The sequence below is a fragment of the Mesorhizobium sp. WSM1386 genome (assembly GCF_055901595.1).
The window spans coordinates 5,761,504-5,781,407 of sequence record NZ_CM148373.1; the positions used below are offsets into that span (position 1 = coordinate 5,761,504).

General features: G+C 64.9%; 16 protein-coding genes. 4 read left to right on the top strand and 12 right to left on the bottom strand.

The window, feature by feature from the left end:
• Positions 1–90: 90 nt before the first annotated feature.
• Together AC0NIH_RS28245 and AC0NIH_RS28250 are read left to right on the top strand one after the other, a co-directional pair.
• A complete protein-coding gene (locus tag AC0NIH_RS28245; protein ID WP_473464188.1) occupies positions 91–1,239 on the top strand; it encodes a Gfo/Idh/MocA family protein in 1,149 nt (382 codons plus the stop codon).
• Positions 1,240–1,340: 101 nt separating this feature from the next.
• Positions 1,341–2,291 (top strand): alpha/beta hydrolase, encoded by a 951-nt coding sequence (locus tag AC0NIH_RS28250; RefSeq protein ID WP_473464186.1) that lies wholly within the window; start codon positions 1,341–1,343, stop codon positions 2,289–2,291.
• Here the strand turns inward: AC0NIH_RS28250 and AC0NIH_RS28255 are convergent.
• On the bottom strand, positions 2,279–3,313 hold the full coding sequence (locus tag AC0NIH_RS28255; RefSeq protein ID WP_473464183.1) for a LacI family DNA-binding transcriptional regulator: 1,035 nt from the start codon (positions 3,311–3,313) through the stop codon (positions 2,279–2,281). The two genes, AC0NIH_RS28250 and AC0NIH_RS28255, sit on opposite strands and share 13 nt — an antisense overlap.
• Positions 3,314–3,565: 252 nt before the next feature.
• Here AC0NIH_RS28255 and AC0NIH_RS28260 point away from each other — a divergent pair, with 252 nt between their 5' ends.
• A complete protein-coding gene (locus AC0NIH_RS28260; protein WP_473464180.1) occupies positions 3,566–4,519 on the top strand; it encodes a tagatose kinase in 954 nt (317 codons plus the stop codon).
• Positions 4,516–5,799, top strand: a complete 1,284-nt coding sequence (locus tag AC0NIH_RS28265; RefSeq protein ID WP_473464178.1) for a D-tagatose-bisphosphate aldolase, class II, non-catalytic subunit — start codon at positions 4,516–4,518, stop codon at positions 5,797–5,799. Before AC0NIH_RS28260 ends, AC0NIH_RS28265 begins: the two co-directional genes overlap by 4 nt.
• A gap of 13 nt (positions 5,800–5,812) precedes the next feature.
• Here AC0NIH_RS28265 and AC0NIH_RS28270 read toward each other — a convergent pair whose 3' ends face one another.
• The 11 genes from AC0NIH_RS28270 to AC0NIH_RS28320 form a co-directional block, all read right to left on the bottom strand.
• Entirely contained in the window at positions 5,813–7,327 is a 1,515-nt protein-coding gene (locus tag AC0NIH_RS28270) for an SRPBCC family protein (RefSeq protein ID WP_473464175.1), read from the bottom strand.
• Between the two features lie 9 nt (positions 7,328–7,336).
• Positions 7,337–7,774: an SRPBCC family protein gene (locus tag AC0NIH_RS28275; protein ID WP_352710354.1), complete on the bottom strand. Its 438-nt coding sequence runs from the start codon at positions 7,772–7,774 to the stop codon at positions 7,337–7,339.
• Between the two features lie 306 nt (positions 7,775–8,080).
• On the bottom strand, positions 8,081–10,267 hold the full coding sequence (locus AC0NIH_RS28280) for a flotillin domain-containing protein (protein ID WP_473464173.1): 2,187 nt from the start codon (positions 10,265–10,267) through the stop codon (positions 8,081–8,083).
• A gap of 83 nt (positions 10,268–10,350) precedes the next feature.
• Positions 10,351–12,576 (bottom strand): Tm-1-like ATP-binding domain-containing protein, encoded by a 2,226-nt coding sequence (locus tag AC0NIH_RS28285; protein WP_473464170.1) that lies wholly within the window; start codon positions 12,574–12,576, stop codon positions 10,351–10,353.
• Entirely contained in the window at positions 12,569–13,354 is a 786-nt protein-coding gene (locus AC0NIH_RS28290; protein WP_473464168.1) for an ABC transporter ATP-binding protein, read from the bottom strand. Before AC0NIH_RS28290 ends, AC0NIH_RS28285 begins: the two co-directional genes overlap by 8 nt.
• Positions 13,355–13,376: 22 nt before the next feature.
• Positions 13,377–14,624 (bottom strand): ABC transporter substrate-binding protein, encoded by a 1,248-nt coding sequence (locus tag AC0NIH_RS28295; RefSeq protein WP_473464165.1) that lies wholly within the window; start codon positions 14,622–14,624, stop codon positions 13,377–13,379.
• Positions 14,625–14,676: 52 nt separating this feature from the next.
• Positions 14,677–15,702, bottom strand: coding sequence for a branched-chain amino acid ABC transporter permease (locus AC0NIH_RS28300; protein ID WP_473464162.1), 1,026 nt, complete (start codon positions 15,700–15,702; stop codon positions 14,677–14,679).
• A complete protein-coding gene (locus tag AC0NIH_RS28305; RefSeq protein ID WP_473464159.1) occupies positions 15,699–16,748 on the bottom strand; it encodes a branched-chain amino acid ABC transporter permease in 1,050 nt (349 codons plus the stop codon). Before AC0NIH_RS28305 ends, AC0NIH_RS28300 begins: the two co-directional genes overlap by 4 nt.
• Positions 16,745–18,073 carry a metal-dependent hydrolase family protein gene (locus AC0NIH_RS28310; protein ID WP_013896890.1) on the bottom strand — a complete coding sequence of 443 codons (1,329 nt, stop codon included), beginning with the start codon at positions 18,071–18,073 and terminating at the stop codon, positions 16,745–16,747. The genes AC0NIH_RS28305 and AC0NIH_RS28310 overlap by 4 nt, the downstream gene beginning before the upstream one ends.
• A 52-nt stretch (positions 18,074–18,125) precedes the next feature.
• A complete protein-coding gene (locus AC0NIH_RS28315) occupies positions 18,126–18,905 on the bottom strand; it encodes an alpha/beta fold hydrolase (protein WP_473464156.1) in 780 nt (259 codons plus the stop codon).
• Complete coding sequence (locus AC0NIH_RS28320) at positions 18,902–19,780, bottom strand: fumarylacetoacetate hydrolase family protein (protein ID WP_473464153.1); 879 nt, start codon at positions 19,778–19,780, stop codon at positions 18,902–18,904. Before AC0NIH_RS28320 ends, AC0NIH_RS28315 begins: the two co-directional genes overlap by 4 nt.
• Positions 19,781–19,904 lie beyond the last annotated feature (124 nt).

Consider the following 19,904-nt stretch of genomic DNA (forward strand, 5'->3'; position numbering starts at 1 on the left):
TTTAAAACGTTGTATAGCGCTTTCGAAAGCGATCCGTTGCCGGCGCAGCGGATCCGGCAGACCATAACCGCATCGGGAGGACCGATCTAAATGCAGGCAAGATCAAGGGAAAAACTCGGAATCGGTGTCATCGGATGTGGCAACATCTCGATGACCTATTTGCGCAATGCCGCCCTCTTCGGTGGCATCGAGTTGCGCGCCTGCGCCGATATTTCGGCCGACATGGCGGGTTTGCGGGCCAAGGAATATGGCATTCGGGCACTCGGCGTCGATGCGCTGCTGGCCGACCCCGAGATCGATCTCGTCCTCAACCTGACCATTCCCGCCGCGCATTTCGACATTTCGTTTTCGGCGCTTTCGGCCGGAAAGCACGTTTTCACCGAAAAGCCGCTGGCGATTTCGGCCAGCGACGGGCGCCGGCTGGTGGCGGAGGCGGCCAAACGCGGCGTGCTGCTCGGCTCGGCGCCGGACACGTTCCTCGGAGCCGCCGGACGCCGCGCGCGCCGGCTGATGAACGAGGGCGCCATTGGCCGCCCGGTCACCGGCACCGCCTTCATGATGGGGCGCGGCATGGAGCACTGGCATCCCAACCCGCAATTCTACTACCAGCCGGGCGGCGGCCCGGTGTTCGACATGGGCCCCTATTATCTTACCATGCTGGTCAACCTGCTTGGTCCGGTCGCGCGCGTCATGGCGATGGCAACGCGGGGCCAGGAGGAAAGGCTGATCACCGCCGAGGGACCGTTCAAGAACACGACGTTCAAGGTCAGTACGCCGACCAATGTGCTGTCGCTGCTCGAATTCCGCTCGGGCGCCACCGTCACCTTCGGTGCCTCGTGGGACGTCTTCAAGCACTCCAACCATCCGATCGAATTGCACGGCACGGAAGGCTCGCTGCGCCTGCCCGATCCCGACACGTTCGGTGGCACCGTCTCCTTGTCCGAACGCGGCGCCGAGTGGAAGGATTTCGCCAGCGAAGGCGAGCTCTACGGCGCCCGCAACTGGCCCTACGCCGCGCCCGACCGCGCCAATTACCGCATGCTGGGCGTCGCCGACCTGGTGCGCTCGCTCGCGACTGGTGCGACGCCTCGCGCGTCCGGCAATCTGGCACTGCATGTGCTGGAGATCATGGAGGCGATCCTGCAGTCGGGCGAAACGAAAAGCTCGGTTGCCATTGCCGGCGATGTCGCCCAGCCGGCGCTGTTGACCGAGGACGAAGCAAGCAGCCTGCTCGCCTAGACTCGGATCATCGTTTCACCGAAACGATGATCCTTGTTTTGACGCAAATCCGGACGGAAAACCGTTTCACACTTTTCCTGGAATGCTTCACGGAGATAACGATGACGCTCGACCCCGATGCCTTGCGCGCCCTCGAAATCGGCCGTGCGACCGCCGGCGAGCCGTTTGAAAACGGCAGCGTGACTGCCGCGCGGACAGCCTACAACGCTTCGTTCCCGGCGCAACAAGGCGAGCACGAGCCAGTCGCATCAACCGTGCAGCTGACGGTCGACGGGCCGAACGGCCCGGTCACGATCCGCATCCATCGCGGCATCGGCGCGCCACTGACCGCAGCGCGCGCCATGCTCTATCTGCATGGCGGCGGCTGGGTCATCGGCAATCTCTCCTCGCATGACGAGATCTGCCGTTGGTTGGCCAATCTGGGCAATGCAATCGTGGTCTGCCCCGATTACCGGCTGGCGCCGGAACACAAGTTTCCGGCCGGGCTCGACGATTGCGCGGCAACGCTCCGCTTCATGGCGCAGAATGCCGGGGAACTCGGCATCGATCCAGCCCGCATCACTGTGGCCGGCGACAGCGCCGGCGGCAACCTCGCCGCTGTTCTGGCTTTGCTTTCCCGCGACGGCCTGGCGCCGCCGCTTGCCGCCCAGGTCCTCATCTACCCCAACACCGATGCCCGCCAGACGGCCGACAGCTACCGGCGTTTCGGCAACGGCTTCGGGCTCACCGCCGCCACCATGGCCTGGTTCCGCGACCACTATGTGCGAACGCCCGACGACATCGTGGACTGGCGGGTTTCGCCGCTGCTCGCGTCAAGCCTTGCCGGCGCGGCACCGGCGTTTGTCGCCGTCGCCGGCCACGACATCCTTGCCGATGAAGGCACAGCCTATGCCGAACGCCTGCGGGCCGACGGCGTGCCGCTGGTCTTGCGGCAGTGGCCGGGGCAGATCCATGGCTTCGTCTCGATGGGTCGCCACATCAAAGCCGCGCGGCAAGCGGTGAGCGAGGCGGCGGCCTGGCTGCAGTTGCAGACGCCCGATCAGGCCGATTGACGCATCACCAAGGTCGCGCCGAGCTTGACGTTGCGTGCCAGGCCTTGTCCGGGCGGATCGGCCTCGTCCAGCAGGGCAAGCAAGATCTCGACGCTGCGGCCGGCCATGGTGGCGAAATCCTGCGCCATCGTGGTCAGCGCCGGACAGGTGTAGCGGCTCAGCGGATGGTCGTCATGGGCGGCGACACGGAAGTCGCAATCGGGCCGGCGACCGATCTTCAGCCCGCGCGAAAAGGCGGCCGCCATGACGCCGAAGGCGAGGCGGTCATTGGCGCAGAGCAGCGTGCGGGCCGGCAGGCCGCCATTCTCGAGCGTCTTGTCCATCCATTCATGGCCAATGCGCTCGAAATCCCAGCTGTAGTCGGCCGCCGCCTTGAGCACGATCGGCTCCAGACGAGTGGTTCGCATCGTGTCGATATAGCTCTGCAGGCGCTCGCGAGAATTGTGATTGACGTGCGGGATGTCGACATAAACAGGCGGTTCGCCGGACCGGCAGAGATAGTCGACGATGGTCGAGGTGCTCTGATGATTGTCGTTGCCGACGAACGGCGTGTCGCCCTCGATATAGGTGTCGAAATAGACGATCGGAATGTCCTCGCTCATCCGCTCGAAGACGCCGGGTTCGGAGACCGATCCGAGGGGAGCGACGATGGCGCCGGCGACCTTCAGCGACATCAGCGTCCTGACCGATTCCGCCTCCAGTTTCGGCGAACCGTGCGAGGAGATGACGATCGGCCAGAAGCCCTCGTCGCGGCAGCGCAGTTCGATGCGGCTGACCATTTCGGCATAGAATGGATCGGTGAGCGCCGGCACGATGATGCCGACATTGCGGGTGCGCTTGCGATTGAGATTGCGCGCGAAAACGTTGGGCTGGTAGTCCGACGACCGCAATGCCGCCTCGATGCGCGCCCGCGTCGCCGGCTTCACGCTCGCCGGATCGTCGAAATATTTCGACAGGGTCGGCCGCGACACGCCGGACGCCCTGGCGAAATCATCCATGGTACGGTGGGTCTTCTCCGCCATCGATATTCCAGGCCCCCTCGTCCTTGCTCGCCAGTCCTTTTTCGGTCTGGCCAGAATCAGTCTTGCGACCGTTGCCGTGAGGCAGCATTGCTTGACCGAATTTATCAGTCAAATTTTCGCGTTTGCAGTACAACGCAGAACCATTGCGCGCGTCAAATTATTTATTGACGCTCTTAAATTGGCAACCTAGGTTTTGCGCGCATGGCAATAGGGATGGCATTCGGCAACCCGCCGCCGGCGAATGGTGAGGATATGAAGAAACTGGTTTGCGCCGGCGAGATCCTGGTCGAGATCATGGCCGAGCGGATCGGCCAGAGCTTTCTTGCCCCCGGGCCGCTGGTTGGCCCGTTTCCATCCGGCGCGCCGGCGATCTTCATCGACCAGGCGGCGCGGCTCGGCCAGCCGGCAGGGCTGATCGCGGCGGTCGGCGATGACGATTTCGGCCATTTGAACATCGAGCGCCTGCGTGCCGACGGCGCCGACATCTCAGCCATCAAGGTGCATAAAGGTGCGGCGACCGGAACCGCCTTCGTTACCTACGAGGCGGATGGCAGCCGGCATTTCGTCTACAACATCAAGCAAAGTGCCGCCGGCCTGATCGAGATCGGCGCCGAGGCGCGCGCGTTGCTGGCCGGCGCCGATCATTTTCACGTCATGGGCACCTCGCTGTTCTCGCCCGAGGTGATCGAGGTGGCGCGCAACGGGATCGAGGCTGTCAAGGCGCGCGGCGGCACGGTCTCCTTCGATCCCAACATCCGCAAGGAGATGCTCGATCTGCCGGGCATGCGCGATGCCTTGCACTTCGTGCTCTCGAAGACCGACGTTTTCCTGCCGAGCGGGCCGGAACTGTTCATCTTCGCCAAGGCGACCGACGAGGAAAGCGCGGTGCGCGAGATGCTGGGACGCGGCATTTCCACCGTGGTGGTCAAGAAAGGCGCTGACGGTGCCGTTCACTACGACCGGACCGGGCGGACCGTTTCGCCCGGCTTCGCCGTCGATGAAATCGATCCGACCGGCGCCGGTGACTGTTTTGCCGCCGCCTTCGTCTCCTTCTGGCTGCGTGGAGCGACACCTGAAAAAGCGCTCAGCATAGCCAATGGCTGCGGCGCGCTGGCGGTGACGAAGAAGGGACCGATGGAGGGCATCGCCTCACTTGCCGCCGTCGAAGCCTTCATCGAGACCGCCAAGACCGGAGCGCCGGCATGAGCCAGGCGACGGACAGGCTGGCGGCGATCGCGGCGCGTCGCGCGGCCGGTGAGCGCTGCGGCATTGCCTCGATCTGCTCGGCCCACCCGCTGGTCATCGAGGCGGCGCTGCGCCATGGCAAGGCGCGCGGCGCCGACGTGCTGATCGAGGCCACCTGCAACCAGGTGAACCACGAGGGCGGCTATACCGGCATGACACCCGGGGATTTCCGCCGCTTCGTCGAGGCGATCGCCGGAAAGGTCGGCTTCCCGCTGGACCGGCTGGTGCTCGGCGGCGACCATCTCGGTCCCAATCCGTGGAAACACCTGCCGGCAGCCGAAGCCATGGCGAAAGCGTCGCGCATGGTCGATGCCTATGCCGAGGCCGGCTTCACCAAGCTCCATTTGGACACCAGCATGGGCTGCGCCGGCGAAGGTGCCGCACCGCCCGACGCGACGATTGCCGCGCGTGCGGCCGAGCTGGCCGCGGTGGCGGAGGCCGCCACAGAACGAACTGAACGTGCCAAGCCGGTCTATGTCATCGGCACGGAGGTGCCGGTGCCTGGTGGCGCTCTTGAGGCGATGGACCATCTGGCGGTGACCACACCGGAGGCGGCACGCGAGACGGTGCGCATCCACCGCGATGCTTTCGCCCAGCGCGGCCTCGACCAGGCTTTTTCGCGGGCGATCGGCGTCGTCGTGCAACCTGGTGTCGAATTCGGCAATGCCGACGTTATCGCCTATCAACCGGAGCGCGCGCGGGCGCTGGCCGGCACGTTGCGAGACCTGCCGCAATTCGTCTTCGAGGCCCATTCGACCGACTACCAGCCGATGGCGGCACTGAGCGCGCTGGTCGATGACGGCTTCGCCATCCTCAAGGTCGGGCCGTGGCTGACCTTCGCGCTGCGCGAGGCGCTCTATGGCCTGAGCCACATCGCCGACATTCTCGCTCCCGACGCCTCGCGGGAAAGCCTGCCGGCAGCGATGGAGCGCGTGATGCTGGCGGCACCCGGCAACTGGAAGAATTACTATCACGGCACCGAGGCCGAGCAGCGGATCGAACGGCATTTCTCCTACAGCGATCGTATCCGCTATTACTGGCCAGCGCCGGGCGCCCAACAGGCCGTGGGCGCGCTGATGCAGGCGCTTGGCGACCGCGACATCCCCTCTCCCCTCATCAGCCAGTACCTTGGCCATCTCTACGGCGCGGTGGCCAATGGATCCGTGGCGCCCAAAGCCAGGGAATTGCTGGTCGCTGGCGTGACGGAGGTTCTCGACATCTACGCCAGCGCGACCGGCTGACCAGCCGATCAGATTACGGCAGCAGAACCAGCGCGCCGGTGGTGCGGCGGGATTCCAGATCGCGATGCGCATCGGCGGCCTCGGCAAGGGTGTAGCGGGTCGGCGCCTCGACCCTGACCACGCCTTGCCGAAGCGCCTGGAAGAACCTGGCGACGTGCGGCGCGAGCTTTTCCGGTGTGTCGGTGTAATGCGCGTAGTTGGGCCGCGACAGGGTGAGCGATTTGGAGGCGAAGCGGCCGATATCCCAATTGCCGACCGGCCCCGAAGCCTGGCCAAAGCTGACGAGATGGCCGCGCACGGCAAGGGCCGCGAGCGAGCCGCCGAATGTGTCGTTGCCGACCGCATCATAGGCGACATCGGCGCCCCTGCCCCCTGTCAGTCGCATGACGGCCTCGGTGAAATTCTCACGGGAATAGACGATGACATGGTGCGCGCCAAGACGCTCGACGATGCGCGCCTTGTCGTCGCTCGACACGGTGGCGATGACAGTCGCGCCGAGGTGGCGCGCCCATTGCACCAGCAGCTGGCCGATGCCACCGGCTGCCGCATGGATGAGGACGATGTCGCCCGGTTTCACGGCGTGGACATCATGCAGCAGGAAGCTGGCGCTGACGCCCTTGAGCAGGCCGGCGGCGGCGATCTCGTCCGGAATATCGTCCGAGAGATGAACCAGCAGTTCGGGCCTCATGTTGCGCCGCTCACTGTAAGCGCCAACCGGCGGACAGGCATAGGCGACGCGGTCGCCGGCGGAGAAACCCGACACCGCCGAGCCAACTGCTTCGACGATGCCGACGGCCTCCATGCCCGGCACGCCAGGCAGCTGCAGGAGGTCGAAAAAGCCGGTGCGGCAATAAACATCGATGAAGTTGACGCCGATCACCGTGTGGCGGATCCGCACCTCGTTCGGCGCGGCTTGTGGCAGGCCGATTTCCCGCAGCTGCAATTCTTCCGGGCCGCCATAGCGCTCGACCACGATCGCACGGGTCGTTGCGGCCTGGCCGGATGTGACCATTGGGGCGGCACGCGGCATCTCCACGGATGGTGGCGACGCGACCCGAAGCGTCCTTGTCTCGACCGGCGAGCCTGTGTTTGCGCGCCGCAGAAGATTGCGCACCGCCGCGAAGCCGGCCTGATAGATGCCTTCGGTGACCAGCTTGACCAGTTCGTCGCGGCGATGCGCCGGCGGGTGGAATTCGGAATTCCATTCCCAGAAGGTGGCATTGCCGTCGGTCACCGGCTTCAGCCGCAGCGAGGCGACGTAACCCATCAGCGGCAGCGGCGCTTCGAGCAGGCAATAGCTCAGCCGGCGGTCCTTGTCGGACAACGCCAGCAATTGCTCGCGCAGCTCGCCGCCGTCGTTCAGCCTGAAGTGGCGCACCGAGCCTACCGCATCGACCGGCTCGCCGCCCTCGATCTCGCTGAAGGCGATCGCCGGATGCCAGCGATCATGGCCGTTGAAATCGCGCAAGATCGCCCAGACCTCGTCGACCGGCGCATCGATGATCGTGCTCTGGCGGACCTGGACCATCGGCCGGCGTCAGCGCCCGAACCGGTGCTTCAGCGCGGTCAAGCCGGCCTGGAACACGCCATTGCCGATCTGCTGCATCAGGGCTGCCTCGCGATCCGGCGCGCAGTCGAACTCCGCCTGCCATTCGGCGAGCGTCAAATTGCCGTCGGTGATCGGCGTCAGCGACAGCGTGGCGACATAGTTCTCCACCGCCATCGGACTTTCCAGGATCGCGTAGCTGCAGGACAGATCGTAGTCGGACAACGCCAGCAGTCTTTCGCGGATGCGCCCGCCGTCCTTCAACGTGAAACTTCTGATGCAGCCGATCTGGTCGGGCTGCGCGTTCTGTTCGATGCGGCTGTCGGCAACGAACGGCGCCCAGCTTGGCAGTGCATTGAAGTTGCGGACGAGCTTCCACACCTCCGCTGCCGGTGCGGGAATGACAGAGGAGACATAGACCTTGGTCATGCTTGCGGGCCGGTGGTGGGCATGGCAGTCCGCGTATGCATTGTCTCGCGCCGCGCCAGATCGACCCCCACTCCGTCGAGCTTCGCTCGACACCTCTCCCCCGATCGACGGGGGAGAGGAAGGGTGCGAACCGTCCACGGCGGGCTCCCTTCCTCTCCCTCCGGAGCGGGGAGAGGTGGCGCTGCGAAGCAGCGACGGAGTGGGGGAACCACTTGGCAATCATCGCGAACCGACGCAGCATGGCAATCAGGCGCAAGGCATCGTCTCGCACGGCCCAATGAAGCGCGAGGAAACACCGCCCTCACCTCAGTGATCGCGGTCGTCATCGTCGTCCTTGGCGGCCTTGCCCTTGCCCTTCTTGTCGCGGGTCAGGCTGGAAATATCCTTGGCGTCGCGAAGCACGTCGGTCATGCGGCCGAGCGAGCCGCCCTCGATGCCGATTTCCTTCATCAGATTGTCGATCATCGGCGCCTGCACGCGGTAGCGCAGCGCGGAATCGATCACCTCGTCGGTGACGTTGCGGTTGCCGCCGGCGCCGCCGTTGATGCCGTCGACATGCAGGATCTTGATGCCGTCGATCTTCTCCATCGGCTTGACGCTCTCGCGGATGATGCCTTCCATGTGGTCGAGCAGTTTGCCGCGCAGACGCCCTGCCCGCGCAGCCTCGGAAAGGATGTTCTCGGCCTCGTTGAGCTGGCGATGGCCAGCGGCATCGACCTCGTAGCGCTGGGCGGCGGCAAGGGCGTGGATCTTCTCGGCCTCCGCCGAAGCGACGGCGGCGATCTTCTGCGCCTCGGCCAGGCTCTTCGCCGCCTTCATCTCGGCATCCGCGGCGGAGACGATGCGCAGCGCCTCGCGCTCGGCCTCGCGTTGCGCGCCGATCAGGTCGGTCAGCTTGCGGCGCTCGGCGATCTCGCGTTCGCGGGCCGTAAAGGCCTGTTCCTCTGCCTGGACGGCCTTGGCGCGAACCGCTTCGGAAGCCGCGATCGCGGAAGAGCGTTCCTGCGTCTTCTTGGCGATGTCGATCGCCTTCTGGATCTCGGCGATCTCGATCTTCTGGTCGCGGTCGACGCCGAGCTGCCTGATGTCACGCTCCTTGATCAGCCGCGCTTCCTCGATGCCACGTTCGGTGGTGATGCGGGCGCGCTCGACCTCCTCGCTGGCCGAAATTTCGGCCTCCTCGAAAGCCTGGCGCTTGGCGATCTGCAGCGCTTCCAGATGACGCTCGCGTTCGATACGGACCTCGTCGACGACGCGTTCCTGCGCGATGCGCGCCGTCTCGGTTGCCTGGTTCTCGACGATCTCGGCGCGGCGCTTCTCGGCCTCGGCCTTGGTCACTTCCAGCGCTTTTTCGGCCAGCGTAATCTGGCGCTCCAGTTCGGCAACCTCGAGCAGTTTCTTGCGCTCGATCTCGAGCTTGCTTTGCGCGCCCTCGCGCTCGATGCGGGCCTTTTCCAGCGACAGTTCGAGCGCTATCTGCTCACGCTCGGTCAGCTCGCGCATCTTCATCTCGGTCTCGTCGAGCGAACGGCGGCGCGCGATCTCGCGGCGCTGCGTGTCCTCTTCGCTCTTGATGCGCTCCTCGGTGATGTTGCGCTCCTGGTTCAGCCGCGATTTCTCGACGGCTTCACGCGACGAAAGCTGCGCCTGCTCGGATTCCTGGTCGCGCAACGCACGCTCGATGGCGAGTTCAGACCGCTGCGCGGCGCGGCGGATCTCGACCTCGCGCTCCTGTTCGAGGCGGGCATATTCGGTGTCGCGGTCGATCTCCAGCACCTTGCGCTGGGTGTCGAGATTCTGGTTGCGGATATCGACCAGCGTGCGCTGCTCGATCTCGTTGCGCATGCGGCGCCTTGTCTCGATCGATTCCGTCAGCTGCGTCAGGCCTTCGGCGTCGAAGGCGTTGGACGGATCGAAATATTCGAGGCTGGTCTGGTCGAGATCGACGATGGCGACGCTTTCCAGTTCAAGCCCATTGGCGGCGAGCGACTCCTCGGCCAGCCGGCGCACCTTGGCGGCGTAGTCGCCACGCAGTTCATGCATCTCTTCCAGCGTCATCTGGGCGGCGACCGTGCGCAGGGCGCCGGCGAACTTGCCTTCGAGCAGCTCGCGCAGGCTGTCTGGCTGCAGCGTGCGGCGGCCAAGCGTCTGCGCGGCGGCGGCGACCAGTTCGCGGCTGGCGCCGACGCGCACGAAGAACTCGGCGATCAGGTCGACGCGCATCCGGTTGCGGGTGATCAGCGCAAGAGCATCCTCGCGCCGCACCTCGATGCGCAGCACGTTCATGTTGACCGGAGTGATGTCGTGCAGCACCGGGATGACGAAGGCGCCGCCGTTCACCACCACCTTCTCGCCCATGAAGCCGGTGCGCACGAACGCCGTCTCCTTGGTCGAGCGGCGGTAGAGCCACCGCAAGATGTAGACGGCGATCACCACGACGACCGCCGCAACGATCAGCCACAACAGGAAAGCGCCAAAGGTCTGCGCGTCCATGATCTATCCTCCCCAAGACGATGCGGCCGGCGCGAGGCGACCGATTTCAAACATCCACCCGCACGGTGGCGAAGTCCAATTCTTCATGCCCGCCTCTGCAGCTTCGGCGTGATCGCGTGGAGGGCAGCGACCGCCGCGTCGACGAAAGGCGTGTCGTTGATGTTGGCCCGCACCCGTTCGACATGGCGCAAAGGTGTCTGGCGAACCGTCTTCTCGATCGCCTCGAACAAAGCGTTGTCGGCTTCCGGGTCATGAAAGGGCTGGCCGGGCGCGTCGAGCATCGAGACACCGCCTTCCGGCAGCAGGAAGCGCACCGGGCCGTTCATGGCATTGAGCCGCGCGCCGATCCATTCGCCGAAGGCGCGGTTCTCGTCGCGCGTGGTGCGCATCAGCGTGACGTTGGGATTATGGATGACGAATTTGCGGCTGCTGAATTTCTCCGGCACGCTGTCGCGAGGACCGAAATTGACCATGTCGAGTGCGCCGGCCGAGCCGACATAGGGCAGTCCGGTGCGGATCGCCGCACCAAAACGATCCTCGGTCGCCGGGAAGACGCCGCCGACGATCATGTCGGCCACTTCCGTGGTGGTGAGATCGAGAAAGGCCGATAGCAGCCGGGAATCACCGAGGTTTTCCATGGCCCGCCCGCCGATGCCTGTGGCATGGAAGACCAGGCAGTCATAGTCGGCTTCAAGTCGTTTCGTGACAGCTTGCACCAGAGGCGTGGTGACGCCGAACATGGTGATGCCGACGGCCGGCCGCGCCAGCTTGCGCTTTGCCTCCCACGCCTCGGCGTTGGGCAATTGCGCGACCATGCCGGCCATGGCGTGCGCGGCATTGGAGAGCACCTGTTCGGTGATCGAGTTCAGCCCCTGCACATCGGCGACCGAATGGAACATCATGATATCGGCGCCGCCGACATATTTGGCGACATCGCCGGCTGCCACCGTCGAGACCATCAGCTTGGGAATGCCGACCGGCAGCACCCGCATGCCCGCGGTTGCCAGCGTGGTGCCGCCGGAACCGCCGGCCGATATGACGCCGCCGATGCCCGGTTCGCGTTCGATCCAGCGCGCGAAGGCTTCCGCCATGGCGCTGACCGATCCGCCGCGATCATTGGTGAAGACGGCGGATGAGCCACGCGGGTGCATGCCGGCCACCTGCATGGCCGGCACATCGGCGCTGGTCGGTTTTCCCGAGGTCGACAGATCGACGGTGCGTACCGGCAGGCCGAGCGACTTCAGCCGGTCGGCGACGAAGCGCAATTCCTTGCCCTTGGTGTCGAAGGTGCCGGCGACCAGCACCGTCCTGCCGATGCGCTCGGCAAAGGGGATGGCGAAGACCTTCTTCAGATCGTCCTGCGGCGAGGCTTTCTCGACCGCCGCCTGGCGCAGTTCGGTCACCGGCACGTTCCAGCGGTTGGGCAATTCGGTGACAGGGCGATAGACGCCAATCTGTAGCACCGCTTCGGTCGAACCGTTGGCGGCGCGGTCAACGCGATAGACTTCCGCCAGTTGCTCCTTGGCTTGCGCGGCTTCCGCCGGCGTGACCTGCGCTTCCTCGGCATGGCGTCCGACACCGAGCAGGCGTTGTTGCAATTCGCGATCGGCGGCGAGCGCCTTGGCGTCCATCAGCCTGTTGATGCGGCCGTTGACCATGATGGCGACCTGGTCCGACACGGCGGTCGCCACGCCGATGTTCTGCTCGATCACCAGAACCGCCATCTCGCCTTCGGCGGCGAGATCGACGAGCATGCGCTCGACCTGGTCGACGATGACAGGCGCCAGGCCTTCGGTCGGCTCGTCCATGACCAGCAGTTTTGGGTCGCTGAGCAGCGCGCGCGAGATCGCCAGCATCTGCTGTTCGCCGCCGGATAGTTGCGAGCCGCCATTGCCGCGGCGTTCGGCCAGACGCGGAAAGGTCTGGTAGACACGCTCGACGGTCCAGCTGGCGTCGCGCCGATTGCCGGCGGCGAGACGCAGATGCTCGTCGACCGTCAGGCTCGGCCAGACGCGGCGGCCTTGCGGCACATAGCCTACCCCGAGGCGATGGATTTCGTGCGGCTCGAGTGACGTGATCTCGCGGCCATCGACGCGGATCGAGCCTGACTTCGCCCGTTTCAGGCCGACGATGGTGTTGCAGAGCGTCGACTTGCCCATGCCGTTGCGGCCGACCACCGACAGCACGCCGCTTTCCAGCGTCAGCGAGACGCCCTGCAGCGCATGGCTCTCGCCATAGAAGACCTGCAGGTCTTCTATCCTGAGGATGGCCCTGGTTGGCTTGCCGGAGGAGGCTGGACGCTCAGCCATGCTTGCCCCCGAGATAGATCTCCTGCACCTCGGGATCGGCTTCGATCTCCTGCGGCGTGCCTTCCTTGAACAGGCGGCCATTGTGCATCATCGAGACATATTCCGAGACACGCAGCGCCACGTCGAGATCGTGCTCGATGATGATGTAGCCGATATGCTTCGGCAGTGCGCTGAGGATGGCGACGAGGTCGCGGCGTTCGGTCGGGGAAAGACCGGCTGCCGGTTCGTCGAACAGGATGAAACGCGGCGCACCGGCGAGCGCCAGAGCGATCTCCAGCTGGCGCTGCTGGCCGTGGCTCAGCGTCGCCACCAGCGTGTCGCGTAGGGCCTCGAGATGGACGGCGTTGAGGATCGATTCTGCCTGCACCATGTTGACGTCGGTCGTTGCCGGGCGCAGCAGCGAAAAGCGTCGGCGCGAGACGCCGCGGCAAGCGAGGAAGATGGAATCGAGGACCGACAGGCCCTTGAACAATTGCGAGATCTGATAGGTACGGCGCAGGCCGCGCCGGATGCGCTCGTGCGGCGGCAGGTCGGTGATGTCCTCGCCGAAGAAGCGGATACGTCCCGCCGTCGGCAGGAAATCGCCGGTCACGGCGTTGAACAGGGTGGTCTTGCCGGCGCCGTTGGAGCCGAGGACCGCGCGCCGCTCGCCGGCCGCGATCCTCATGGTGATGCCCGAGAGCGCCACCAGCGCCCCGAAATGCCGCGCCACGCCATCGAGCTCCAGCGCATAGGCGCCGGTGCTCTGGAGACGGTTTGCTGCGAAGCTTTCGGTCACTGGCGGCTGCACTCGGCGTCGGTTACGGGCAGCTCGGATTGTCGCGGTTGACCGCGCCGAGCTTCATGAACTCGTCTTCGGGAATGCCGAGGGTCTGGTTGACCTGCGGCACGACCTTGACCAGCTTGTTGAGGAGATTGCCGTCGGCGCCTTCGGTGACTTCGGTCAGGAAGATGTCGGCGATGGCGTTGCGGTTCTTGTCGAGCGACACCTTGCCGGTCGGCGTGTCGAAGGAGAGTTTCGACAGCGCCTCGCGCAGCTTCTTGCCGCCGTCGGAGACATCGCCGCCGACCTGGTCGAGACCAAGCAGCGTCGCCTTCATGTCGACATAGTAGCCATGGGCGAAGAGCGAGGGCGAGGGAAACGCGCCCGGCTGCTTCTTGTAGGCTTCGACGAAGGCCTTCCAGGCCGGCGCATCGTTGGTATCGGCGGTCGGGCCGGCCGACGGCGTGCCCTCCAGCACGTCCTTCAACTTGCCCTTCGAAGTCAGCACCGTCTGGTCGACGGTGATCGAGCCGCCGATCAGCGGCGCGGTGCCGCCGCCCTGCTGGTACTGGGTCAGGAAGTTGACCGCATCGGCGCCGCCGAGCGCGACATAGATCGCATCGACATCTTCCGGAATGGCGGCGATGACCGAGGAAAAGTCCTTGTTGCCGATCGGCACCCAGGACTTCGACGGCACGTGGCCACCGGCCTTGCAGAATTCGGCCATGAAGCCGAAGACCTGCGTGTAGGGGAAGGAATAGTCCTCGGCGACGGTGGCGACCTTCTTGTAGCCCTTGTCCTTGAAGGCATAGGTGCCGAGACCGGCCATCCACTGCGCGCCATCGGTCGAGAAGCGGAAGAAATTTTCGGCCGGATCGCGCAATGTCGTGTCCTGCGCGGCCGAGGTGCCGTTGATGAAGGTCACGTTCGGCTGCGTCTTGGCGTAATCCTTGACGGCAATGCCTTCGTCGCCCGAGAGCGGGCCGACCAGAACCTTGACGCCGTCTTGCTCGACCAGCTTGCGTGCGGCGCGCACGGCGCTGTCGGGCGAGGCGTCGGACGAGCCCTTGACGATCTCGATCTTCTTGCCGGCGACGGTGCCGTTCATCTCCGCAATCGCGGTCATGGCGCCGCGCTCGCCGTCCTCGCCGAGCACCGTGAACGGTCCCTCGAAGGTGGCGAGCAGGCCGATCTTGATGGTGTCGTCGGCAGCCAGCGCCATCGAAGGCGCGGTCAGCCCGGTGAACACCGCCAAAGCGAGCAATGTACGTCTATGCATCCTCATGATTTTTCCTCCCGTTGATTTCGTTTTGCAGTGGTTCATTCCATCCCGGTTGCTAGGGGCCGGGACGCAAGGACTCCTGGGCAAGATGTGGCTTGATCCTCCCCCACAACCCAAGAATTCCATCCGGTGAGACGAAGACGATCACCAGGAACACCAGGCCGATCAGCGTGTTGAAACGCTCCGCACCAACGATGTCGATGGCGAAGGTCTGCATCAGGACGACGACGAGCGCGCCAAGGAACGGCCCGATCGGATGGCGCAGGCCGCCGATGACGGCGATGATCAGCACGTCGATCGCCGCGTCGACGCCAATGGTGCCGGGCGAGACGCGGCCGTTGAACCAGACCAGCAGCACGCCCGCCAGTCCTGCGATGACGCCCGCCAGAGCCCAAGCGACGACCTTGTGCGCGGTGACGTGATAGCCAAGCGCGCGCATGCGGCGCGGGTTGTCGCGGATCGCCTGCAAGGTAATGCCGAAGGTCGAGCGCGAGCCGTAGAGCACCGCCGCATAGGACAGTACCGCGAGGCCAAGGCAAAGGTAGTAGAATGGTTTCGCGTCACGCCAGCCGATGCCCCAGAACACCGGCGCACGGATACCGGCATAGCCGGAATGACCGTTGAAGATGGCGTAGTTCTGCTGCGCGAAATAGTAGGTCGCGGTGGCGATCGCCAGCGTGATCATGATGGTGTAGATGCCCTCGGTCCGCACCGAGATCCAGCCGATCAACGCCGATGCCAGTGCCGCCGCCAGAACCGCGAACGGCACCGCGAGCCACCACGGCCAGCCGAGGCCGAGTATGCTGGAATTGTTGTTGCCCAGGATGGCGATGGCGTAGGCGGAGATGCCGGCGACCGTGATCTGCGCCAGGCTGACCATCCCGCCATAGCCGGCGAGCAGCATCAGCGACAGGCCCAGCATGCCGAAGATCAGCGAATAGCCGCCGATCTGCGTCAGGAAGAAATCGGATGCCACCAGCGGATAGAGCACCAGTGCGACACCAAGGATGATGTGGCCGGCGCCGAGCTTCTCCAGCCAGTTCGGCTGCGTGGCGCTGGTGGTGGCGATGGCCAGGCTCATCGCGCCTTCCCCATGATGCCTTGCGGGCGCACCGCCAGCGTCACCACCATGATGACGAAGGTCAGCACGATGCCGTAGGTCGGGAAGTAGACGAGGCCGATCTGCTCGGCGAGACCGATGAGCAGCGCGCCGATGGCGGCCCCAGTGATCGAGCCCATGCCGCCGACGATGACGACGACCAGCGAGGCCAGGAGGTAGCGGACGTCCTCGCCCGGCGCGACCGAAAGCGCCGAACCGCCGACGACGCCGGCAAAGCCGGCGAGGCCAGCGCCGACGGCAAAGACGATGGCGAACACCGCGTGCACGTTGACCCCGGATGCCTGCAGCATGGCGCGGTCGTCGACGCCGGCGCGGATCATCATGCCGACGCGTGTCTTGTGCAGCATCAGCCAGAGGCCGACGCCGATAACGATCGCCGCGGCCAGCACGACGACGCGGTAGAGCGGATAGGTGAGGAAGACCGAGGCGCCGTTGGAGCGGACCGCGGTGATGACGGGCAAGGTCAAGGCACCGTCAAGCCATTCCGGCGTGGTGATCTGGTACGTGCCGCCGGCCCACACCGCGAGCATCAAATCGGCGGCGACGATCGAAATGCCGATCGAGACCAAGGTCTGGCGAAGATCGTCGCCTTCGAGGCGACGGAAGACGAAGACCTGCATGACGACGCCGACGATGGCCAGCACGGCGAAACCGGCGGCCACGCCGAGCAGCCAGTAGCCGGTGCGGTTGGTGACCTCGTAGCCGATATAGGCGCCGAGCAGATAGAGCGAGCCATGCGCGAGATTGACGTTGCGCATCAGGCCGAAGATCAGCGTGAAGCCGCTGGCGACGAGGAAATAGAGGCCGGCCAGCGTGATGCCGTTGAGGATGGCGCTGACGAAAGCTTTCTTCGAGATCAGGATCGCGTTCAGCCAATCCGGCCAGACAGCAAAGACCAGCCACGCGACGATCGCCGCGGCAAGCAGGCCGACGAGGCTCCAGGCCTGCCTGCGCGTCATGCCGCCGCTTGAGAGCGACGACGAAGTTGGCTGGTCGAGCAGGCTCATGCAGTCAGCCGCCGGCGCTGCTCGTTCATGCGCGGCGCCTTGTGGAACTTGCCGTCCTTCATGATGGCGAGGATGCGGTTCTTGTCCTGCAGGATGCGCACATCCGAGATCGGGTCGCCATCGACCAGCAGGATGTCGGCGAGATAGCCTTCCTTGATCAGGCCGAGCTCGTCACCCATGTTCATGATCTGGCCGCCATATTTGGTGCCGGCCTGGATCGCCTCCATCGGCGAGAAGCCGAGCATTTCGACGAAGGTCTGGATGTCCTTGGCGTTGGTGCCCTGCGGCGTCCAGGCAAAGCCGTAGTCGCCGCCGATGCAGACGCGGATGCCGCGCCGGTGCATCTTCTTCATCGTCTCTACGCACATTTCGAGTTCGCGCTCATATTCGAGCGACAGCGGCGAGCCCGGCTTGATGCCCCATTGCTCGGCATGGCGCGCGGTGTTGATCAGCCAGGCGATGCCCGGCGCGACGAAGTGCTTGTCCTTGACCGCCTCGAGCATGTCGAGCGCTTCCTCGTCGGCGAAGGAGGCGTGGTAGATGTTCTGGATGCCGTGGCGGACGCATTGCTTGACCGAGCCGGACGAGCGCGCATGCGCCGACAGCACCTTGTTACGGCAGCGCGCCTCGGAAGCGGCCATGGCGACCTCCTCCTCCGACATCGGCGTCTCCTCGGCCCCCATGCCGGTGATACTCTCGCCCGACAGGTTCAACTTGATGGAATCGACGCCGTATTTGATCAGCTGGCGCACGGTGCGGCGGATTTCCTCCGGACCGGAGACGACGAGGCCGAGATTGAGCCCCTCATGCGGAATGTGCGACGGCGCGGAATCGCCGAGGCCGCCGACCGTGGTGATCTCCGGCCCCGCCGCGAGATAGCGCGGTCCGGGGAAACGACCCTGGTTGATGAATTTCTTGGCGACGACATCGAGGCGCGGCTTGGCGGCGGCGGCACCCCGGCCGGCGGTAAAGCCGGCGTCGAGCACCAGCTTGGCCATCTCCATGGTGACCAGCATGTGCTCCTCGACCTCCATCATCTGGATGGGATCGATGCCAGGCGCGTTGTTCCAGGACAGATGCAGATGGGCGTCGATCATACCCGGCATCAGGGTGGCGCCCATGCCGTCGATCACCGTAGCACCACCACCATAGGATGAAGACGAAGGCGCGCCGAAGCGCGATGAGCCCTTGGTGATCTGCTTGATGCGGTTGCCCTGCACCAGCACTTCGCCGGTGTAGGGATATTCACCTGTCGCGTCGAGCACGCGCACATTGGTGAAGAGCGTACTGCCCGAGCCGTTTGCGTTCCAGCTGTCGTCTGCCATAACAAGCCTCCCAACTTGCCGAGCGCGTAGTTCTACGCCCGATCAGAAATCCTCACCTATCAACCCGTCTCAAAAAATCGGCGAGCTTCGAGCTGCTTTCGCGCGGGCTTTCCACCGTGGCCCAGTGCCCGCACCGATCAAGCGAGGAGAATATGGCCCCCTTGATCTTGTCGGCAAGCGCCTGGCCGACGCCGGGTGGATTGACGGTGTCGGCGTCGCCGGTGACGAGCAGCGCCGGCGCCGAAATCCTTCTCGCATCGACAGCGGTTGCCTTGGCCAGCGCCTCGCAGGTGCGGGCATAGGATTCCGGATCCTGGCGGGTGATCGATTCCCGCACGAAGGCGACGGCGGCCGGTGAAGTTTCCCTGGTGTGCGCCGAAATCGCATTGGCGACGATCTGGTCGGCGATGTCGGCGATGCCGCCCGAGCGCGCCAACCGGGCCCGGTTGCCGAACCCTTGCCTGGTCGCCTCGGTCGGTTCCGCCAGGGCGCCGAACAGTGCCAGAGAGGCGACCAGTGAAGGCTGCGCTGCCGCAATCTGCTGGCAAACGATGGTGCCCATCGAATGTCCGACGAAATGCGCCGATGTGACCCCCATGCCGGCCATGGCGCGAATGACGGCCTCGCTCATGCCTTCAATGGTCAGCGGTTCGATCGGTCGCGGCGAACGGCCCGAACCCGGCAGGTCGAGCCGGATGACGCGGTAGCCGGAAAGTGCCGCCATCTGCGGCTGGAACATGTTGGACGTGCCGCCGAGACCATGGATCATCACCACGGCAGTGCCTTCGCCCACGACTTCCGCAACGACCTGGCCAACCGTCACCGTCGTCATTGCACATGCTCCGCAAAGCGGTTTTCCAGCGTGCCGATGCCGTCGATCTCGATGCGCACGACGTCGCCGGCCTTGAGGTATTTCGGCGGATCGAAGCCAATGCCGACACCGACCGGCGTGCCGGTAGCGATGATGTCGCCGGGCCTCAGCGTGATGCCTTGCGACAGCGTGGCGATGATGGTCGGGATGTCGAAGATCAGCAGCGATATGCGGGAATCCTGGCGTAGGTCCTCGTTGACGAAACACCTGATGCCGGCGGTCGACAGGTCAAGCTCGTCCCTGGTCACCGCCCATGGCCCCATCGGGCAGAATGTGTCCTGCGATTTGCCGATCAGCCACTGGCTGTACTTGCCCTGCAGGTCGCGCGCGGTGACGTCGTTGACGATGGTATAGCCCCAGACGTGGTCGAGCGCCTCTTCCCTGGAAATGCCGCGCCCGCCCTTGCCGATGATGACGGCCAGCTCCGCCTCGTAGTCTATGGCCGTCGAGACCGACGGATCGATCAGCACGCTGGCATGGTTGGCGACGACCGATTCAGGCACTTTGGAAAAGATGATCGGATGCTTCGGGATCGCGCCGGCGCCGGCGCTGGAATCGAAGCCGCTGCGGGCGAACTCATGCGCATGCTCGTGATAATTCTTGCCGACGCAGAAGATGTTGCGGCGCGGCTGCGGGATCGGCGCCTCGATCTCGACCTGCGCCAACGGGATCGGCGACAGGGTGCGCGGCATGCCGGCGCCATTGCGCTCGATCAGGGCCAGGATGCCGGATCTGGCCTGGTCGACGGAAATATCGAAAGGCGCGATTGTCTCAGCATCAAGATCGACAAGACCCACGCGACGTTCGCCGGCGATCGAAAAAGTCGCGACCCGCATTCCCATCCTCCCTGAACCAATACTGAGCCAATTCTTCGCTCTTTTGTTACACGCTATCGCCGATTGGTTTAGGCCGCAAGCGGAATCTAAGCTGGTCATGCCAAAAGGAATGCGGCTGTTGCGG